Below are 19,647 nucleotides of genomic sequence, written 5' to 3' on the forward strand. Positions count from 1 at the left end.
TGAAGTGAAAGTCACAGCGAACTGAGAAAGTCACGAAAAGTCTGATCCAGCTTCGTACGCACGGCGCCTTCCGCAGCCAGCAATAATCTTCCTCCACCAGCGAGATCGGTTCCATATGAAGCCAGCGCCGCTTCAATCGACGCGCCGCTCTGCGAAGGAGCTCGAAAAAGGAAGCGCTGATGATCGAGTGCCCACTGCCAACGTTCCCGCATCCAAACAGAGAATGGCACTTCCAGGTGCCGTTTGAAGTTGGAGCGGTTAATTCCTTGGATGAAGCGCACACCGGCGACAAAGATATCATCCGGGTCAAGGTCCGTCCGTCGCGACACCTTGCCGATCTGAGCGGCAATACGATCCTCGACACGGTCACCGCCTGTTTCTTCGTAAGCCATGGGTTTGAGAAGGCGTTCGCCCGGAAACCCGGAGGGAAATACTCCCGACCACTGGTCGCAGAGCGTCGCGATAGCCGTTTGATTGCCCGTCCAGGCGGCAAACATCCCAAATGCCAGAAGTGCGTCCTCCGCGGTTAGAAGGGCTTCAGCCGATTGCAGGCGTTCGGATGTCACACGCTCGATTTCCCCGTAGGCAGGACTCATTGGTCCTCCTGGCACAAGGGCTTTGTTGTTGGCCTTCAGATACAAATCCGCTTCAATCCACGATCTTATATGCGAAATGAAGGAACTCGCATCGCTATGTGCAATTGCGCGAGCCAATTGCGCGTTTCGCAATGGGATTTCCATTGCCGGAATAGCGCGGCCACGAAGACGCGTCCGCAGTCCCAGCACAAGTCCGGAGGCAGCATTGGCGGCAACTTCGGTTTCAGCAAGCAAATACCTCAGGTAATCGCGAGACGTGAGCGGGAGATCACGGAGATCTGGCGGCTCGGAATTGCTGCACATTCCGGGAACCATACCAAAGGGCTCACCATCGATACTGACCCGCTGTCCTGTGGCCTGGCCGTAGAGCCAGAGCACGGTGTGTCCAACGACACGTCGACAATAGACAGCCTTAATGGACTGGTCGGCATCGATTGCATCGAGCTCCTCGAGCACTTGATCCATGCCGAGCAGCGCGATGCTGGGATTATTGTCACGGAATGCAGCAATCGCCTCGTCGGCGCGCAATCCAATAGCCATGGGCCGCATCTCTTCGCCTCCGACCTCGCCAGCGCTTTCGCGCGCTGCCGCGAACCATTTGTGGGCCTCGCCCCAGGCGCCCAGCTCAGCCGCGCTTATACCGGCTTCACGCTGCATGTGGGCTCTTTCAATTGGATCATTGAGCGCCGTCTTGTCGGCTGTTCCTGTAAGCAGCTTCAACGCACCGGCATGATCCTTGCGCCGATAGAGGATTTTCGCACGCGCCCGAGACAAGATCGGATCAGGACCAAGCAATCGAGCGGCCTCTTCAAGAGCGTCCAATGCCCGGTCATCTTCGCTACCGTATTCGTCGAACATGACGCCGCACGCGACGTGACATCGTAACGCGAGCTCGCGATAGCCCCATGAGCGGGCCTGTTCGGCCATCCGTGTGTACCGTTGCGCACAATTGAGCCAGTCAATATTTCCCTGCTTGTGCTCCTCCAACCAGGCGTGATTCACCAACAATGAAAAATCGCTCGGCATCGTAGGGACGTCGGCAAACAGCTTTTCTCGCTGCTCTGGCGTCGCTTGGTCAAGCCTATCGAAAGCGGCGCCCAGCTCGGCAACCGTTGCGAGACCCAGAACTTGGGTGATGAAAAACATTCCAACCGGCTTTGGCGAGGCTTTTCCATTGACCCGCTCATTGATGCTCGCCAAGAGCTGGCGGCCTTCGGGGCGGCGATCGCAGAGTTCTTCGAACCGCAAGATCGCCTCAATCCAATCAGGCACCGCACGAGAGAGTGTCGAGTGAATCAGGACCTTTGAAAGAACGATGAGCTCAAACCGTTCTTTCGCTCTTGCATTGGGCTCCTGCTGGATCTCCTCCTTTAGAGCCGACCAGCATTTCCCGATCCTCTGCAGATCCTTCTTTTCAAGAAGGAGGAGGAGCTGTCCAAGTCTCAGCAAGCAGGACAGCGACGGCTTGTCCGGATAGATGGGTCGATCCGTGCGGTGCAAGCGGAGGCCGGTCATCCAGTCGGGCAGCATGCGACGCACGCTCGGCTTTGCGACGAGAATGCTGTTGCCGAACTTGGTGAGAGCGAATTCGGACTTGCCCAGGAGGCCATGAAGGAAGGCTGCATTGGCCTTGGTGATGTCGAGTTCGCGCGGCTCCAAGATGACATTTGCCACAGCGTGGTGCACCGCGCGCTGCTCGTCAGGACTGAGCACTTCGGTCCCTGCATTGGCGAGCAACGGCGATATCCGCAATTCGTCTTGTGCGGCCTGATCGACCCAGGGTCCGACCAGCGAGTCAAGTTGCTCGCCGGGATTCCTGACGGAAGGAGGCAAACCCGCGACCTCCAGAATGAGTGATCGGTTGAAGCGACCGATAAGGAGGCTCATCCGGTAGAGCAGCGACCTTGCATTGTCCGGAAGCGCCGCCACGAGGCGTTGTCGTGCCAAGCGCTGCTCGAACTCAACCTCTTCAGCCGGATTGAGGTCCTTCAGACGCCGCAGCTCCTCTTTTGGCCACGCGCGCGAGCGCAGGCCGGCGATCATCGCCTGCACAAGCTGTGGGTGGCCAAATGCGGCACCGAGATGAATCCACCGGGCCCAGATAGCCGCATCGCCGCCGGCCGCAGTCACGAGTTCACCCACCTCGGCGATCGTCATGTCGGGCACAGGCACAAGCGTTGAGGAGTCAAAGCCCAATTCCGAAAGAGCTCGTCTGGAGGGTTGCCGGTAGGCGGTGACGAGACATAAGCCGTCGCGCCGTCTCATCGCTAGGATGAAGCGGTTCAAGCTCCGCCGAACCCGAGGATCTTCCAGCTCATTAAGATCATCGAGAATGACTCCGTTCGGACCTAGCGAGCTCAAATCGGCGATGGCGTGCTGGATGCGTTCGATTGCTTCGACTGCGGAACCATCCCGGAAGTCGACCAGATACCAGCTGCCGCCCTGCAAACGGGCGGATAGGCGAGCCAGCATGGTCTTCCCGACTCCGGTAGCCCCCGTCACAAATGCGATGCCGCTACGGGTCGCGCGCCCCAGGATATCGTCAACGAGGCCAGCTCGTTCGGCGAACGATGCCGGAAATGGAACCTCGCGCTCGGGATCGAGAACGTGCAATTTGCCGGGTACCGATGTTTCCACCGCGCCGGCATGTTCCGCGAGTTGATTCGTGAGCCCGCGGATTAGATCGTCCACCGCCCCGCGCGGCAATGACACCCGAGTCGCCTCATCGAGCAGCGAAAGCAAATCGCTTGCGATCAAACGACGCGGGAGCGGCTTTACGACCGTTGCCAATATGTGCTGTAGAACGATCGCACTCAAGCGCTCGCATTCAGCCGGCGGCAGCCGCAGTCGTTCCGATCCATAGGTGACGAGCGCCGATTCGAACTCGCTTTTAAGAGCATCCAGATCCGGGCGGCCACAATACCAATGGACGCGCTGGAGCAAATCCTTTCTTAAGGCTGGATCATCGCGGGTGTCGATGTAGGCACGTGCGCGTGGCGTGAGGTCTAGTTGTGACAATACTTGGCGCAACGGAGCCACGTCCGCACCCGCCGCGGCGCGCCGCCAATAGATCAACGCCCCCTCAGAACCGATGCGATGGGAACTGCTGCGCTCCTGCCCGATCGAGGAGGTTGACAGAAATTGCAGGTTGACGTTGCGGTCAGGATTGCGCTCGACCAGGTCAACGAACGAATCGATCGTATCTCGGACGTCCTGTAAATTGATCGTGATGGTGGCCCGTGTGTCCTTCACTTCCACGGCGTTGAGGGCGTCTTCGGCAACGGTCGCGTAATCTTTGGCGACTTCGAGGTGAAGTTCTTGTCCCGGCGCTAGATCGAGCCATGCCAGCGCACTCGCGTAGAGCTGATATGCGTAGCCTCGCAGTGAGGCGATTGCCTGTGCAGCAGGGTCTCCGCGCGGCTCACCTGCAAGCCGAGGACCGGCGCTGTATGGGAACGATGAAGGCATCTAGCTGAGCATGACAGTCAAACCGAATCTATGAGGCTGAACCATATCATTCAGCAATATTGGGGAGAATTCTCAAGGATCCTCAACCGGTTGTCACCAGCAGCCAATACTGATTCTTGGCAGTCCCGTGCCTATCGAGAAGCTGTCCACAGCATCAAAGCAGACGAGAGCCATCGAGTCTGTTACCTACGACAAGCATGACCACCGCCTCCATACTTCATAGTGTGCTCGTTCAGGGGCGCCTCGCCTTTGCAATGCGTCGTGCTGCGGCTGCGCGCGACCGAAAGCTCGGAATCCAGATTCTGACGCCTCCGCAGCTGGCGGCACGCCTGGCCGGCGGACTGCTGCATCCCGCATCTCGCGAGAGTGTCGAGATCGGCATTCGCAAAGCTTTGGGCGAGCCCGGCCTCTTGAAGGACATTGCCCCGATAAGCGATCTGCCCGGAGCCGCCCGCGCCATATTTCGTACACTCCGAAATATCTGGCGGTCTGGTTTCGACCTTCGGACCGGACCGTATGCCGGCCAGCCGCGTATCCAAGACCTTGCGCGGATCGAAGATACGGTGCGCCTTCACCTGCAGCCCGGCGAACGCCTCCTACCCGACCTATGCGATCTGGCTCGCGCGGCTGTGTCACTCGCCCCGCGCGTAGTGGGACCGCTTCGCTTACAAGAGCTCCACACAATCGATCCCATCTGGCGGCCGCTTATCAACGAACTGTGCAAGGTGATCCCAGTTGAATGGGACGCGCCCGCTTTTTGTGACGCCAGCTGGTTTGAAGGTACGCTCAACCGGGCCGCCCCGAGAACGTTTGGTAAGAGGCGCGCCGCAAGTTGCGCCGATCCGCATCACGAGGCGCTCGAAGCCATGCGATGGGCTCGAGAATTGCTCGCTTTCGGCCGCGCTCGCGCTTCGGAGATCGCCATCGCTACAACGGCTCCTGTCGCGTGGGATGATTACATGCTGGCCCTCGTCTCGGCATCTAATCTTCCGCTATGTTTCGTCCACGGCCGACCGGCCCTTGCCACAAGGGACGGTCAGCGTTGCGCGGCCCTCGCAGATGCGCTGCGTGGCGGACTGAGCCAGGCACGAGTACGCCGCCTTCTCTCCCTCGCTGCCGACCAAGGCACAGTCCTGGACGCCCTGCCTGCAGGCTTGCCAGTACCCAGCGAAGCAGCCTTATCCGCTGCCGCGGATTGGGAACGGGCCCTCGCCCCTTATCCCGAAACAGCATCGATCCTGATGCCCGTGCTCAAGCTTATCGAATCGGGCACGGACGCTGCCGAAGAGGCGGCCAAATTGCTTCTCCGGGGACGCTCCCGCAGGCTTTGGGATGAGGCGCTGCGATCGGCGCCTGCATCGGCACTTATGTTTTCGCTCGAGTCCCTGCGCGTTGCCGAGGACCGAGATCCGGCCGATTCTGTGGCGTGGTGTTCCGCCGATCAACTTGCCGCAGCACCGCGTCCGTTTGTCTGGCTGATGGGCCTTACAACCAGCGGATGGCCTCGTAGCGGCGGGCTCGACCCGCTCCTTCCCAGTTACATCGTCCCATCCGAATTGACGGACCCAGACCCGATAGAAGCAGCTGATCGCCGTTGCTTCGACATCGTTCTCGCCTCCACTGAAGAGACAGTCGTCTCCGCGGGAAGACTAAGCTGCGAAGGCAAACGCGTCGGACCAAGTGCTCTGATCCGCGTGAGCGAGAAAATCGACGTTCTTTCACGTGACAGGGCCGCCGGTCACGCGCTGACTGAAGCCGATCGTCTGTTTGCCCGGCCACAGGACAGAGGCGTAGATCCGATCGTCACGTCGGCGATGGCAGCTTGGCACGATTGGAGCTCGCGAAAGCTTACGCCTCACGACGGACTCGTGGAAAACGGTCATCCCCGGCTTTCGGAACTTCTTCCTAAACCCCAGTCGCCCACTTCGCTGTCCCTGCTTCTCCGAGACCCTCTCGCCTACGTCTGGTACTACGGCTTGGGTTGGCGCGACCTGGTTCACAAGGAACGTGAGCTCGTTCTCCCGGCCGATGATATGGGCCGCCTCGTCCACGAACTTCTGCGTCGCACAGTCGATCAGCTCGAGCCGAAACCTGGGTTCATAGTGGCCGCCCGGCACGAGATCCAGGAAGCCCTTGCCATGGCCGCGGCTCATGTGATCGACAGCTGGCCTTTAGTCACCAATGTGCCGCCTCCGGTGCTCTGGGCCAACACCGTCAGGCAGGCGGCTGAAATGAGCCTGGCCGGCCTCACGTTTGAGACATTTACGGAAGCCGGAACACGTTCCTGGACGGAGGTGCCATTCGGTGGCGAGGTCCGCGAAGGCGATCCTCCCGCTTCTCTGCCATGGGATCTGGCCCAGCCGGTGATCCTGCCGGGCACAGATATTCGCATTCGCGGGAGCATCGACCGGCTCGATCTTCGCGCTTCAGCAGCCGCGGTGCGGGTGACCGACTACAAAACCGGGCAGAGGCCGAAGGCTCCCGATCAAATGAGCGTCGACGGCGGTGCGGAACTTCAGCGCGTGCTCTATTCCCTGGCATGCCGCCAGTTGCTGCCCGACACGCAGCCGCTGATTGCTCGCCTGATCTATCTCCGTCCGCCAGTGAAAGTGTGTCCGCTCAAGAACCCTGACGGTTTTATTGATGTGGTCGCGGCTTGGGTAAAGCTTGCACGGAGCGTCCTTGAGGCTGGCTTTGTCTATCCAGGTATAGCCAACATGCCAGAGCGCTTCGGCAGGATCGCTCTACCCGCCGCGGTCAGTTACATCGAGCGCAAGAGCAGCGTCATTCGTGAAGCAGCGGGCCGAGAGCTCGCAGCCTATTGGGGAACGAAGTGAGCCTGAGGCCTGACGACAAAGAACGGGAGCGCGCACTCACCGATCTGAATTCCACGCTTCTGGTCGAAGCGTCGGCGGGCACGGGAAAGACGTCACTTCTTGCCGGACGCGTTGCGATGCTGCTCGCTTCAGGACGCGCTCCTTCGAGCATCGCTGCGATCACATTCACGGAACGCGCGGCCGCCGAGCTTCGCGCACGTGTGGACAAGTTCGCCGGCATGCTCCTCGACCGCACTATTCCCAAAGACCTGGAGCCTGCGTTCCGCGAGCGACCTTTGAGCGATGATCAAGCCGAAGCGCTCTCCAACGCACGAAGCCGCCTGGGCGAACTCACGACCTCCACGATCCACAGCTTTTGCCTCACTATTCTGCAAAGCTATGCGGTCGAAGCTCGAATAGATCCTGGCGCTGTCGTCATGGATTCGGAGCAGAGCGACCTCGCCTTCCAGGCGATCTTCGATTCCTGGCTCAACAAGCGGCTCGGTCACGCTGCACGCCCGGATGATCCAATCGTTGTCATGGCGGCATACGCCCCTGATCTCGCGGTGAAGACACTGAAGTCGTTAGCCAGGTTTCGTCGTTCTTACCCCGAAGCACGACCGCTCCCGCCGCCGCGTTATGCCGATAGCGTTCATGACCTGATTGACGCTGTAGCTACCTTTCGGCGCTGGATCGATCGCATTGCGGCTCCCAAGGAAGTCGTAGAGGACGTCGTGGCGCTTGAAGCACTCGCTAACGCGCTTGCGCCCGCGGTTTCTGGCGCTCTCGATTTTTCGCAATTGTGGCTCCTCGTTCATCCGAAGAGCGACGCGCTGCTCCCTCGCGGAGGACATGCTTTGTCCCGGTATAAGGGCCGAATCAACCTCTGGTCCCGTTCGGCTGGCAAAATTGATGGGCCACAGCTCTCTGCAGCCGGTAAGGAGCACTATGAACGGTGCGCCAAGCTCTTTGCTGATTCAATGGGCGCAATAGCCGATGCGCTTCTGGTGCGCTTCTTCGGCGAAACCGACGAACTCGTTGGCGCATTCGATGAGTTCAAACGCAATGCTGCCCTGCTCGATTTCGACGATATCCTCATTCGCACACGCAATCTATTGCGCTCCGACGAAAGGGTGCGCGAAGCGGTCATGGCGCGCTTTCAGCGCATTCTAATCGATGAATACCAGGACACCGACCCTCTCCAGTCAGAGATCCTGTTTTTGATCTCAAGCGAACCAGGGACCTCGGAGTCCTGGGACCGGCGTAAACTTCGCAACGGAGCGCTGTTTATGGTCGGCGATCCCAAGCAGGCGATCTATCGCTTCCGTCGTGCCGATCTGAAATCGTATCTTCGTGCGCGCTCGGCGATCGAGGCGCAGTTTCCGGGGAACGTTGTTCAGATCTCGGCAAATTTCCGTTCCGGAAAAAGCATTCTTGGACATGTCGATCGGATCTTCGCGGAACGATTGGCAAAGCAACAGGGGGGCTATGCTGCCTTAAAATCGACCATTGCCGAAGATCCAAGCCGGATCCAAAGCATCGCAAAGCTGGGCTACCACGTTCCACCCGACACCTACGTTAACCCGATCCGAGACCTCGAAGCAAAGGCGGTTGCTGACCTTTGCGCGAGCCTTATCGGCAACGTGTGGATCCGGCGCTCAAATGGGGAGATTGCGCGCGCCGAGCCGGGCGACATCGCTCTGTTGGCTCCGCGGCGGACGCAACTCTGGCGATATGAACGCGCACTGGAGGACAAGGGACTGGCTGTGTCTTCACAGGCAGGCAAAAATCTCTATCGGCGACAAGAATCCCAAGACCTCGTGGCCCTCGTCCGCGCTCTGGCGGACAGCCGCGACACCCTGGCTCTCGGGGCGGTCCTTCGCGGGCCGCTTGTTGGTCTCGCCGAACGAGAGCTCCTCGATATTACTTCACGTCTGCGGGAGCAGGATGAAGGCGCTTTTTTAAACCTGAATACCGATCTCTCGCGCGTGGACCACCCTGTAGCGCACCATGTGATGTTCGGCCTACAGGAGCTGTGGCGGAAGCGGCGTGGAACGACGCCCTATGCCCTCCTGTCCGAGGCTATCGAGCTGCTCCGCGTCATCCCGAGTATGGCCGGCCGGAACTCAGATCAACAAGCTCGCTCTCTTGGCAATGTCAGCATCCTCCTCGAGCGAGCACGTAGCTATAACGTCCGCGGGCTCAAACAACTGGCGATCGATCTCAGCTCCGAATGGGAAGTCGAGCTGGCAGCCGATGAAGCTCCGGCCGACTATCAAGGCAACAGCATCGAGATCGTTACAGTTCACAAGGCGAAGGGCCTCGAATGGCCCATCGTTATCCCCATCAACTTTGTGACCATGCCGGAGAATGGCGAGGACTTCTTCTTTCGCTCGATCGACAACAGCGTGCACTGGACCCTCGGTGACGTCATCTCGAGCACCCTTGAAGCGGCAGTCGCGGCCGACCGGGCTGAGGCCGCGGACGAACGGGAGCGGCTACTTTATGTCGCCTGCACACGTGCTCTTGACCTCCTCGTTCTTCCAGCGCCTAGCTGGACTCCCGAGGGCGGGTGGGCGAAATTCTTCGATCTGGGTCAATCGGCACTTGAAGAAATCAGACATCCGCCGCCTCAGCCGTCCACGCCAACTTCTCTCTCGCCGGCGAACCATCAGACCGCCGCCATGTTTACAGATGAGCAGGAAGCCATTGAGCAGCGCAATCCGAGGATTCAGTGGCGTCGGCCGAGTTTGGCGGATATCGATCGGGAACTGCTCGATCGCGCAACGATCGATTTTGGCGCAGACGATGCAGATTCTGACGACAAGGCCGTCGTTGTCGGTGCCGGCGCGCTCCGGGGCATAATCCTCCACAAGCTGATGGAGGAACTGCTGACGGGGCTGTTGCGGCCAGAGCTAGCGGATCTGAATGCTCGGGCATCCACTCTCACACAAGAAGCGGTCGTGCCCGGGGCGACAGCACCTGATCCAGCTGAACTGGCGGCTACTACACTGCGTACTTTCTCGCATAGAGAGCTCAAGCCCTACATCGAAAAACTTATTCCGGAGATACCCATTTTTGGAGCGCGATCCGACACTGTCCTGGTGGCCGCGCGTGCCGATGCTATCGCGTTCGAAAAAGCCGTCCGGATCGCTGCTTTCGACTGGAAGAGCGACGTCGCTCCCACTACGGATGCTCATGAGGCCTACGCGAGCCAATTGCTCGAGTATCTCGAGCTGATTGGTATCGAGAAGGGTGCGGTCGTTTATATGACCTCTGGCGAGGTACGATGGGTACACCGTCATGTCGGCAGCAATGGCTAGCTTGCACAGAGAAGCCGTACGCGACCAATCGCCCTGCGACTGAGGAGACGAAGACTAGGCGTAGCTCTCCGCGTATCCAAGAAACTCCGCGTGAGCTGTACGGTCTGAAGACCATCGCGTGGCCCCCTGGGGCTTGTCGCGATAGTCGCAGACGGTGAGCAATAACCTTTTCTTCGCGCGGGATATCCCGACGAAGTATGCCGAGCGCTCCTCGTCCACCTTTCCCCAGAACGTCTCGTTCTCGATGCCCATTATGATTACGCTATCGAACTCCAGCCCCTTACTCTTGTGGATGGACATGATCCTGACGGCACGATCAGCTGAGAAAGCGGCCAGCGCTGCAGACAACTCTGTTCCATCTTTCACCAAATCTGAGATTCGATCGATCGTGTTTTCAATCAGCTGGTCTAGCCTGTTGCCTTGGGCATAATCGGCTGAAAGGATCACGATAGAGTCCCGACCGACCACTCCGATGAGTTCGTCCACAAGCCCCGCTAAGGTGTCACGGTCGCTAGTCTTCAGTTGGTTTGTCGTATTTCGGCGACGAACATCGGCGATGAATCTATCCCATCGGGAGCGGGCACGGTGTTCCTGTTCGTCGTCGAGGGCTTCATTGTAAACGACAGTTTCCAGGAGCCGGCGATGAACCTCGGGCTTGGCACTGCCGCAGAGCACGGAAAGGAAATCGGTTATCAAGCGGGCAATTGGCTCGGAGGCGATATCCTGGGTCTGATCTTCCTCGCGAAAGGGAACTCTCCGCGCTCCCAGCGCCGCCCGGAGGCTTTGGCAATAGAGGTTCTGCTGTTTGCTGACGAGTACCGCGATCTCCGAGGGCTCAATGGCCTTGCTCTCTATCCATCCGCCGATCGCATCCGCCAGATATGAAGCTTCCTCGACCGCATCTTTGAATCGAAGAATTTCGATCTCACCGTCATCGCCCTGCAATTCCTTTTCGTCGAGCGCGGCAGCGGGGTCCATGACACGGACCATCGCATTCTGCATTCGACGAAGTCGCGGCGTCGACCTGAAATTCTGGTAGAGGTTCAGCGGCTTTGCATTGAAATCCGCCGCGTAGGTTTTGAAGATACCTTCGAGCGCGCCGGCCCAGCCCATAATCTTTTGCTTGGTGTCTCCGACAGCAACGAGCTTGGCACCCGTGCCCAGGAAGCAGGCCGTAATCAGTTTATACTGGTCTTTTGTACAGTCCTGGAACTCATCGAGGAAGACATGGCTGTATGTCTGCCGAATGGCATTTCTCGCGATTTCACTCGATCCAAGGATCGTTAGTGCTAACGGAACCATGTCGCCAAACGTAATTGACTGCCCGCGGATGCGGGCTGGACCGATGCTGTAATCGGGATCGAGAGCGTCACGGCCAGTCAGCGCCAACCGAAAGCGATCAATAATGCGCTTTGCGAAAGCATGGAACGTGTGGCTGTCAAACCTCGCGGCCAATTCGGAGCCGCAGCGTTTCCGCACCCGCGCCTTCAGGTTATGGCTCGCATCGACCTTGAAGGAAATGGCCAGAATGCGTTTGGGGTAGCGACAGGTCCCAGTGCGCAGAAGGAAGTCGGCCCGCTGAGCGAGCATTTCCGTCTTACCGGCCCCCGGTCCAGCGGTCAGCGCCAGGCTTCGTTCAATCTCGGTCGCGGCAGCAAGAGCGTTTGGTTCGAGCTTGAGATTGTCAGTCGGCGCCCATCGGTCAGCTCTGATCATTCGGGCAAGGCCTTTAGGTCCTTACGGATGCGCTTGAACAAGCGTTCGAGCACCTTGGGCATCCCATCCAACAGTTCTTGATCTGCTAGATTCGCCATGGCGCGAATGTGCCATGCCGGCTTGCTGCCAAGCTTAAAGCGCGAATTATACGCATCGAAGTACTTCAGTTGCTCATCGGTGTATTGGTTTCCTACCACATCGTGTTTTTTGCCGAGCACCGCTTTGAGAGCATCCTCGTCTGGCTCCTCCAGCTCATCATCAGCAACGCGATATGCCTTTGGGTAGGCAGTCATCATGAGAAAATCGAGATCGAGCGGTGAGGAATAGAATACGCCGTGCTCCTCAAGACGAGCAAACCATCCATCATCTTTCACCATCAGGCCCTGATCGTCGTCCCATTTCGGAATGGATTTCACCTGCGCCTCTTTCAAGTCGATCTTGGCGACGTCGCTGTACGCGAGCAGTTGCTTCGCCGCATATTTCATGCGCCCCCACCCACCCTGATGCCGCGCGAGATCCAGGTCCAATAACGTGACATGGGGTATCCCGAGCCCGTGCAGCAGGCGCCAGAAGTGATTGACGTGTCGCCCTCCCAGCGGAACGACCGAGATGGATGCGTCGTCCGCGAGAATTCCTTTTGCAGCCAAGAGACGAGGCAGGACCACCTCCTCGCTGTCACCTTCTCCCAAAACGACGAAACGCGAGAAATAGAGCTCTGGAAACGCTTGAACGCCCTCGCGGACAAACTTGAGGGCCTCTTCGTCGTCAGGCAGGTCGATTCGCTTAACGACCGTTGTACGCTGCGAGCTCAGCCGCATGTACCTAATATTTTCCGGAGGAACGCGTCGCATCAGCGAAGGGGAGTGCGTAGCAAGTAATGCCTGTGCATCTTGATCTTGGGCGAACTCCCGCAACGCCCTGACCACGCGTCCTAAATAGTGCGGCGACAGGCTATTCTCGGGCTCTTCTATCGCGATTAGAGTGAAGATGGCCGGTCGCAGCTTATCGATGTCGAATGCATCGGTCAGCTCTCCCCTGAGCGCCTTGGTGCCGATGTCATGCATGCCAAGGACGATCGACAGATATAAAATCGATTGTTGCCCATCGCTGAGCCTTGAGAAGTCGACCAATTCCTCTCCGTGGCCGGGCGCGAAACCAATGCTCAGATGGCGCAAAAGGTTTTCCAGCTCGCTACGAGCGAACGAAATCGACGGGTCTACGAAGTAGTTGCCCTTGTGCAAGTTGGTCCACTTGGCCGACAAAACACTTGTTATGCCCTCGATGGCTCCGTTTCCCGCCAACGTCGAGTTGATCTGTACCGTGAGATCTGAGACTTTTTCCCGCTGCGCAGCCCAGTTCGCCGAACGCAATGCCCGTCCAAGCAGCGCATTGGCTGAATAGGAGATGTGGTCCGCTGGATCGCGGCGGGCAGGAAGGTAGTGGACTTGGATGGCATTTCGATCGTGCTTTGCTACGCGCCCCTCCTCGACGGGATGTCCATCGCCGTCCACCTTTATGACGAACGTAAAACTCTCTTCGATGTCGTCATCCTGATCGATATTGGCCTTCAGTCGGAACCGCACCTGTGCCGGCCCTTTGACCCCGGTCAACTGCATATGGGCAAAATTGCCAGGAACGGCGGGTGCTTCTTTGCCGCCGTTCTTGCCTAAGAGCTCGGGGAATTCAAAATCAACTTCTATCCATAGCTCTCGCTGTGCGGGCTTGTGCTCCGGCTTCTCGTCGTGAGGAATATGGAAGTCAGACTTCTTCACCTTGCGCTGCGCGGGGTCGAGGCTGAACATCCTAGCGAGGGCTTGGAGAATGGCGGTCTTCCCTGTGCCATTGGGCCCAAGCAAGAACGTCAGATCGTCAAGTTCAAGCTCGGTACAGTCCGCGCTAAACGACCTAAAGTTGCTTAGGCGCAAGCGAACCAACTTCATATTTTCCCCCAACTACTTTTACCATCGATTCGCTCCCCGACGACCTTCGGAGAACTGTTAGACCAGCGTTGCTTGGCCTGGTCGATTCCTTCTGTGGCTGAACCGATGGCACCTTGCATATACGCTCGGTGCGCCAACTGGCGGATGACGATCAAGGTGAGCGAGCAGAGCTGGTTCAAAGCGTCGGCGGGCATCATCTAACGTCGCCCTCGTCATCGTCCGTCACCGATGGATGACACGACGAAAAGCACTTCACCGACACGCAATCCCTTACCAAACATCAAAAGATAGGCTTCACCTCACCGGAGCAAGTTGGCAAATACCGTTCCGATGGATGCGTGGCTCAATTTCCATATCAATCTGACAAGATGACACCAAATCATTTTGCCAGGCGAGGCGATCATCTTCTTACCTGGTTTGAAAGCGTCGTCCCCTACAGGATGCACGCGGTAAATAAGTCGTGCAGACGACCAGCTCCTTGAGTTAACTCATTTGCCGGGGCACGCGCACATCCCGATCGGAGCGGGGCCGAAATACCCGTTACTTCCTGCGATTGTAGGGACTCTGGTTGGTGGGACTGAGAGAAATACCCTCAGATGAAGCTTTCCCGTAGACCGCAGCCTCCGTACGGCCGAGCTTTATCCCGATCACGCGAGTCGGCGTGTTCCCCTTCGCCAGTTCTTTGAGCTGCTTGACGTCCTCGGACGTCCAAGGCTTACCGGTGTTGCGCGTTGACTTTGACATTCGGCCGACCTCATTCAGTAGCGCGCTGACCGATGGCCAAATGAGCCATTGTTCGGATTATAGTTGCCGCTGGTGCCGTAATTGTCGCGCTGGGTGCTATTCGGATTCGTAGCCGTGTACGGCTGCACATAGGTCCCGTTGCTACGAGTATATCCCGAGACGCTGTGGCTGCTTGGGTTAGAGCCAGTACCGAGGTATTGCGCCTGCGCCGCACCAATGGACCAAGTCAACAAACCAGCCGCCAGTATAGATATTCTAAGCATGCCCACCCACCCCCATTGCTTTATTCGTGCGTCATATACAACTGAAAGGACCTACACTCCAGTTGAACCTTAGTCGATCAAAATGGTCATGCAAATCAAACAGGCCCGACAACGAGATCAGTATCGGCGAGGCGCCAAGCATAAATTGCATGCCGGCCTTAGATGAAGGCCCTCGAGTGCAGCATAGGTGTGCTTAGTTGCGGTCTTGCGCGGTGCGACCGGTGAGCCGATAATCCATTATTCGAAATCGACGCACTATTTCTGCTGTTGCGCTGAAACAGCGCAACTTTCCAGCGTGAACGTCTGCTGGTTCGCCGTTTTAGGGCGAAGAGGGAGACCATCCATTTTTGAGAATTTCAAACCTGAGGAGCTCGCCCTCGGGGCAAATCGGTCGCAGGCACTCCAGGCAGCCGACGTGAGCCATTTCATAATTGCGCGACAGGTCTAGGGTAATTTTTTGGAATGCGTGGACTTCTGATCATCCTTGTGGCGTTTTCAATTATGTTGGCGGCACGCAGCCGGCACCAGGACGGTTTCGTGCCTCGCCCGACCGCGTTGATGCCCCCCGTCAATGTGCCTTAGCCGAAGGATTTGGCTCGAGCCGCGCGCCCCGACAGCAGCGACTTTGGGCGACGCGCGAGGGCCTGCGCAAGGTTGGGACCGCCCGCTGCTACGTCTAGGCAGCCAGTTTCGTCGCCGCCTGCAGCCCACTCTGTAAGGACCAAGTCACCACCATACGAGGCGCACAAGCTGGCGGGCCTCCTGCCCAAAAAATCGCGGCGTCGGGATTCCATTGGAGCGGACGATACGTCGGCCAATTCTGCACGTACCTCGCGGCTCGAACTCTCTGTCCGCGATTCGCGAAACTCGCACGCAAGCCGTGACCAAGTTCGTTCGCGGCTTGGCAAACCTGCTCTCTCTAGGTGGCGCACGCGGTTCAACGGCGAGTCCAATAAGCTCGATGCTCCGAGCGGCTAGTGTCCTGAACCAGAAATTCGCGACACCTTTTTCAACTGGGCCAAAATTCCATCATGGAGATTAACGGCTTACGGCGAAAAATCCAACTGTATCCGGCCGCCAAACTGTCATGGCTGGCCAGATTTGGGCTGGTGGCCGTCGGCAAGCATGGCGCGTGTCGGTGATCGGGCTAATGACCTTAAAGGAGAAAGCTGCCCACACAGGTGAATACGGCTCACCGATGATTGCAAAGTTCTCATTTGTCGGCCGGTTCCGCCTCAACGCAGACTAGCCCCAAAATCAAAGCTCTTGAGCTCTTTTGGGGAGGACACCTGCTGCAAAGCCGACCGACGCTCATTCGAGCTGGAGGCGGCGAACCTCGCCTGGCAATGCCTGGGCGGCCAATCCTTGACATGGATGAATTTTTTTTCCGGCGCCTGCCGATGGCCGGCACGGCCGCTTGGTGCCTGCGGTTGGCTGACCGGCCTGGGATGACGTGAGAAGCGCTCCGAAGCCCGTTACCGGCCTCCGGACGCTCAGGAGAGGAGGAGGAAGGATGAAGTTTAGGACATTTCTCGGCGCAGTCGCTGTCTTAGCGCTCGCTGGTACCTCGGCGTCGGCTGGCGACAAAGATGCGGCCGACACTGCGGTCGAGGCCGCGAAGAAGTACGCGGGCACGACCATCAGCATCGTCTGGGAGGCCGGCCTGCAGTCGCTCGATCCCCTGAACTATTCGGGCCCACAATGGGAGAAGCTCACCGGCATTAAGGTGAAGGTGGTCGAGGTGCCGACCGACCAGATGTTCACCAAGATCATGCAGGATTTTAAATCGGGCGCCGGAGCGTATGACGCGCTGAACGTCATTCCATCCTGGATGCCCGACCTTGCGCGTGCAGGAGCGCTCGAGCCGCTCGACAAATATGTCGACAAGTTCGGTTATCGCGACGAGTTGCAGGACATCGCGGCCGCCTATCGCGACAACCAAATGCAGTATGACGGGAAGATCTACGGCTTCCCGGACGATGGCGACGTGATGTTGCTCTATTACCGGAAGGATATCTTCGACGATCCGAAGATGAAGGACGAGTTCAAGGCCAAGTTCGGCTATGAGCTGGCCCCGCCAAAGGACTGGAAACAGTTCGACGAGATCGGCCAGTTCATCACGGACAAGATGGCACCGAAGGTTTACGGCGCCGGCTTCTTCCGCACCGCGCCCTACCCGCATTACATGTTTCAGGAGCGCTTCCGCATGGAAGGCGGCAAGTTCTTCAATGCGGACACCATGAAGGCGACAGTAAATGGCGAGGTCGGTCTCAAAGTGTTCAAGCAGATGCTCGCGGAGAACAAGTTCATGCCGCCTGGCGTCGAGCAGTGGAATTTCGTCGACAATCTCGCGGCATTCCTCCAGGGCACGACCGCGATGACGATCTCCTGGCCACCTTACGGAAGGTGGGCCGCGGGCTACGGCTCAGGCGAAGAAGCGCTGAAGTGGGTGCCGAAATCGCAGGTCGCCGGCAAGGTCGGTTATGCGCTCACCCCTCTCGGCCGTCCCGAGCTTGGCGTCGGCTTCGACTTGTCGGTCTCGGCCACCAGCAAGAACAAGGAGGCTGCCTATCTCTTCATCCAGTGGCTGAACAGCAAGAAGACCAGCCTCGAGCGCGTCCAGCTGCCCTATACGCTGCGCGATCCGTTCCGCCTCTCGCACTACGCGAGCGAGAAATACCGTGCGCTCTGGCCCGATGCTCCAGCCTATCTCGACACCATCAAGACGTCGGGCGAGAAGGGCCTGCTCGATCTCTCCTTGCTGCAACAGGACAAGTACGACGAGGCGATGACCAAGGCGATCTCGAGCCTCTGGGCGGGCGAAGACCCAAAGGCCATCCTCGACCGCATGGCGCAGCAATTCGATGCCATCACCGAGAAGGTCGGCGTCGACAATCAAAAGGCCGTCTACAAGGTCTGGGCAGCCAAGCCCGGCGCCTATCCGCGATAGCTGCCCTGGGTACAGCACGGGAAGCATCGCCCTCCCGTGCGACACCTTTTCCTGGACTGACAATGACGCTTTCCGCAAGTCTCAATGGTGCCGAGCAACGCCGCCCGAGCCGGCTCGGGCGCATGCTCGAGGACCGCCTGCCCTATCTCATCGTTGCGCCGGCCATTCTGATCCTTCTCCTGGTCGGCCTGTTTCCGCTGATCTACTCGCTGATCGTGAGCTTCCAGCGCATCACGATGACCGAGAACGACACCACCTTCGTTGGGCTCTTGAACTATGCGGAGCTGTTCAGGGATACCCGCCTCTGGGCCTCGCTTGGTCATACTGCCATCATCACCGCGATCGCCCTCCCCTTGGAGCTGTTGATCGGCTTCCTGATGGCGCAGCTCTTCATCGACCGCATGCCCGGTCGACAGATCTTCCTCGCGCTGCTGGTGCTCCCAACGGTGATATCTCCGATCGTCGCGGGAGCGACGTGGCGTTTGATGTTCGACGTCCGCTTCGGTCCGATTGGTCAGATTCTGAGCTTCATCGCCGGTGAACCGGTCCGGATTCTGTGGACGGTCAATCCCGCCTACGTCTATCCCGCGATCATCATCTGCGAGGTCTGGCAGTGGTCTCCGTTCATGTTCCTGTTGCTGCTCGCTGCGCTGTCGAATGTAGATCCGTCGCAGCTCGAGGCCGCGGAGATCGATGGCGCATCATACCTGCGCGTGCTTCGCGCGATCGTTCTGCCGGCGATCGCGCCCGTGATAGCCGTCGCCTGCCTGATACGAGGCCTGGACCTTGTTCGCATCTTTGACATCATCTGGACCCTAACCGAAGGCGGGCCGGGGTCGATGACCGAGACCATCTCGCTCTACACCTATGTGCAGGGTTTCTCGCAATTCGAGACCAGCTACACGGCCGCGATCTCCTTCCTGGTGATCGCGCTGCTCACGGTCATCACCACTCTCGTCCTCAAGCGCATGGAGCTTGCGCGATGAGGGTCAGCAAGCTTCCGGCAAGAAAAGCCCGCATCCTGGCGCTTCGCTATCTCGGTGCCGGTGTCGTGACCCTGCTGTTCCTGTTTCCGGTCTATTGGCTCTTCATGATTTCATTCAAGACGCCGGACGAGATCTATCACGTCCCGCCCTTGTGGATTCCCGGCCAGATCCAGTTCTCCAACTACTACGTCTTGTTCAAGGATGGTGACGTCCTTGCGATCCTGAACAGCCTGATCGTCGCCAGCGTCAGCTCCGGCATCGCAATCGTTCTCGGGACGCTCTGCGCCTACAGCCTCGCCCGGTTCGGCACCGGCGGCGAGAACCTCGCGATGTGGATCATCTCCCAGCGCATGATCCCACCGATCGCGGTCGTCTTCCCGATCTTCCTGATCTACGTCTATTTCGGCCTTGTAGACAGCTATTTCGGGCTGATCCTGCTCTACACGGCATTCAATCTCCCTTACGTGATCTGGATGATGCGCGGCTACATCGTCGACGTTCCGCTGGAGCTCGAGGAAAGCGCGCTCGTCGACGGCCTCAATCGATGGGAAGTGATTTGGAAAGTCGTCTTCCCGATGGTGCGCCCGGGGCTCATGGCAACGTCGGTCTTCACCTTTGCCTTTGCGTGGAACGATTTTCTGTTCGCACTCGTGCTCACACGCACTGAGGTCATCACGTTTCCGGTTATGCTGACGCACTATTTCGGCGGACAATCGAATTTCTGGGCGAAGATCGCAGCGATGTCGGTCTTGGGCACATTGCCGATCTTCGTCGCCGTCTCGGTAATGCAGCGCTATCTCGTGCGCGGCATCTCCCTGGGCGCTGTCAAGGGTTAGGGGGATTGG

Annotated in this window: 9 protein-coding genes; 5 read left to right on the top strand and 4 right to left on the bottom strand. The window is 58.5% G+C overall.

Annotated features, from left to right (window positions below):
• Positions 1–11: 11 nt before the first annotated feature.
• Positions 12–4,064, bottom strand: coding sequence for a hypothetical protein (locus XH84_RS10325; RefSeq protein WP_128948163.1), 4,053 nt, complete (start codon positions 4,062–4,064; stop codon positions 12–14).
• 197 nt (positions 4,065–4,261) lie between these two features.
• Between XH84_RS10325 and XH84_RS10330 the strand changes: the two genes are divergently transcribed.
• Both XH84_RS10330 and XH84_RS10335 read left to right on the top strand, forming a co-directional pair.
• Positions 4,262–6,901, top strand: a complete 2,640-nt coding sequence (locus XH84_RS10330; RefSeq protein ID WP_128948164.1) for a PD-(D/E)XK nuclease family protein — start codon at positions 4,262–4,264, stop codon at positions 6,899–6,901.
• Positions 6,898–10,203: a UvrD-helicase domain-containing protein gene (locus XH84_RS10335; protein WP_164937346.1), complete on the top strand. Its 3,306-nt coding sequence runs from the start codon at positions 6,898–6,900 to the stop codon at positions 10,201–10,203. The genes XH84_RS10330 and XH84_RS10335 overlap by 4 nt, the downstream gene beginning before the upstream one ends.
• A gap of 54 nt (positions 10,204–10,257) precedes the next feature.
• Here XH84_RS10335 and XH84_RS10340 read toward each other — a convergent pair whose 3' ends face one another.
• Genes XH84_RS10340 through XH84_RS10350 form a run of 3 tightly spaced genes read right to left on the bottom strand, consistent with a single transcriptional unit; the run spans position 10,258 to position 14,056 of the window.
• Complete coding sequence (locus XH84_RS10340) at positions 10,258–11,919, bottom strand: UvrD-helicase domain-containing protein (RefSeq protein WP_128948166.1); 1,662 nt, start codon at positions 11,917–11,919, stop codon at positions 10,258–10,260.
• On the bottom strand, positions 11,916–13,859 hold the full coding sequence (locus XH84_RS10345; RefSeq protein ID WP_128948167.1) for an ATP-dependent nuclease: 1,944 nt from the start codon (positions 13,857–13,859) through the stop codon (positions 11,916–11,918). Before XH84_RS10345 ends, XH84_RS10340 begins: the two co-directional genes overlap by 4 nt.
• On the bottom strand, positions 13,856–14,056 hold the full coding sequence (locus tag XH84_RS10350) for a hypothetical protein (protein WP_128948168.1): 201 nt from the start codon (positions 14,054–14,056) through the stop codon (positions 13,856–13,858). Before XH84_RS10350 ends, XH84_RS10345 begins: the two co-directional genes overlap by 4 nt.
• Before the next feature lie 2,323 nt (positions 14,057–16,379).
• On the opposite strand from XH84_RS10350, the gene XH84_RS10365 reads away from it, so the two are divergent.
• The 3 genes from XH84_RS10365 to XH84_RS10375 all read left to right on the top strand — a co-directional run bounded on the left by XH84_RS10365 (position 16,380) and on the right by XH84_RS10375 (position 19,638).
• On the top strand, positions 16,380–17,816 hold the full coding sequence (locus XH84_RS10365; RefSeq protein ID WP_128948171.1) for an ABC transporter substrate-binding protein: 1,437 nt from the start codon (positions 16,380–16,382) through the stop codon (positions 17,814–17,816).
• 62 nt (positions 17,817–17,878) lie between these two features.
• Positions 17,879–18,802 carry a carbohydrate ABC transporter permease gene (locus XH84_RS10370; RefSeq protein WP_128948172.1) on the top strand — a complete coding sequence of 308 codons (924 nt, stop codon included), beginning with the start codon at positions 17,879–17,881 and terminating at the stop codon, positions 18,800–18,802.
• Positions 18,799–19,638, top strand: coding sequence for a carbohydrate ABC transporter permease (locus tag XH84_RS10375; protein ID WP_128948173.1), 840 nt, complete (start codon positions 18,799–18,801; stop codon positions 19,636–19,638). Before XH84_RS10370 ends, XH84_RS10375 begins: the two co-directional genes overlap by 4 nt.
• Positions 19,639–19,647: the final 9 nt, after the last annotated feature.

Source organism: Bradyrhizobium nanningense, from assembly GCF_004114535.1.
GTDB classification, from domain to species: Bacteria; Pseudomonadota; Alphaproteobacteria; order Rhizobiales; family Xanthobacteraceae; genus Bradyrhizobium; species Bradyrhizobium nanningense.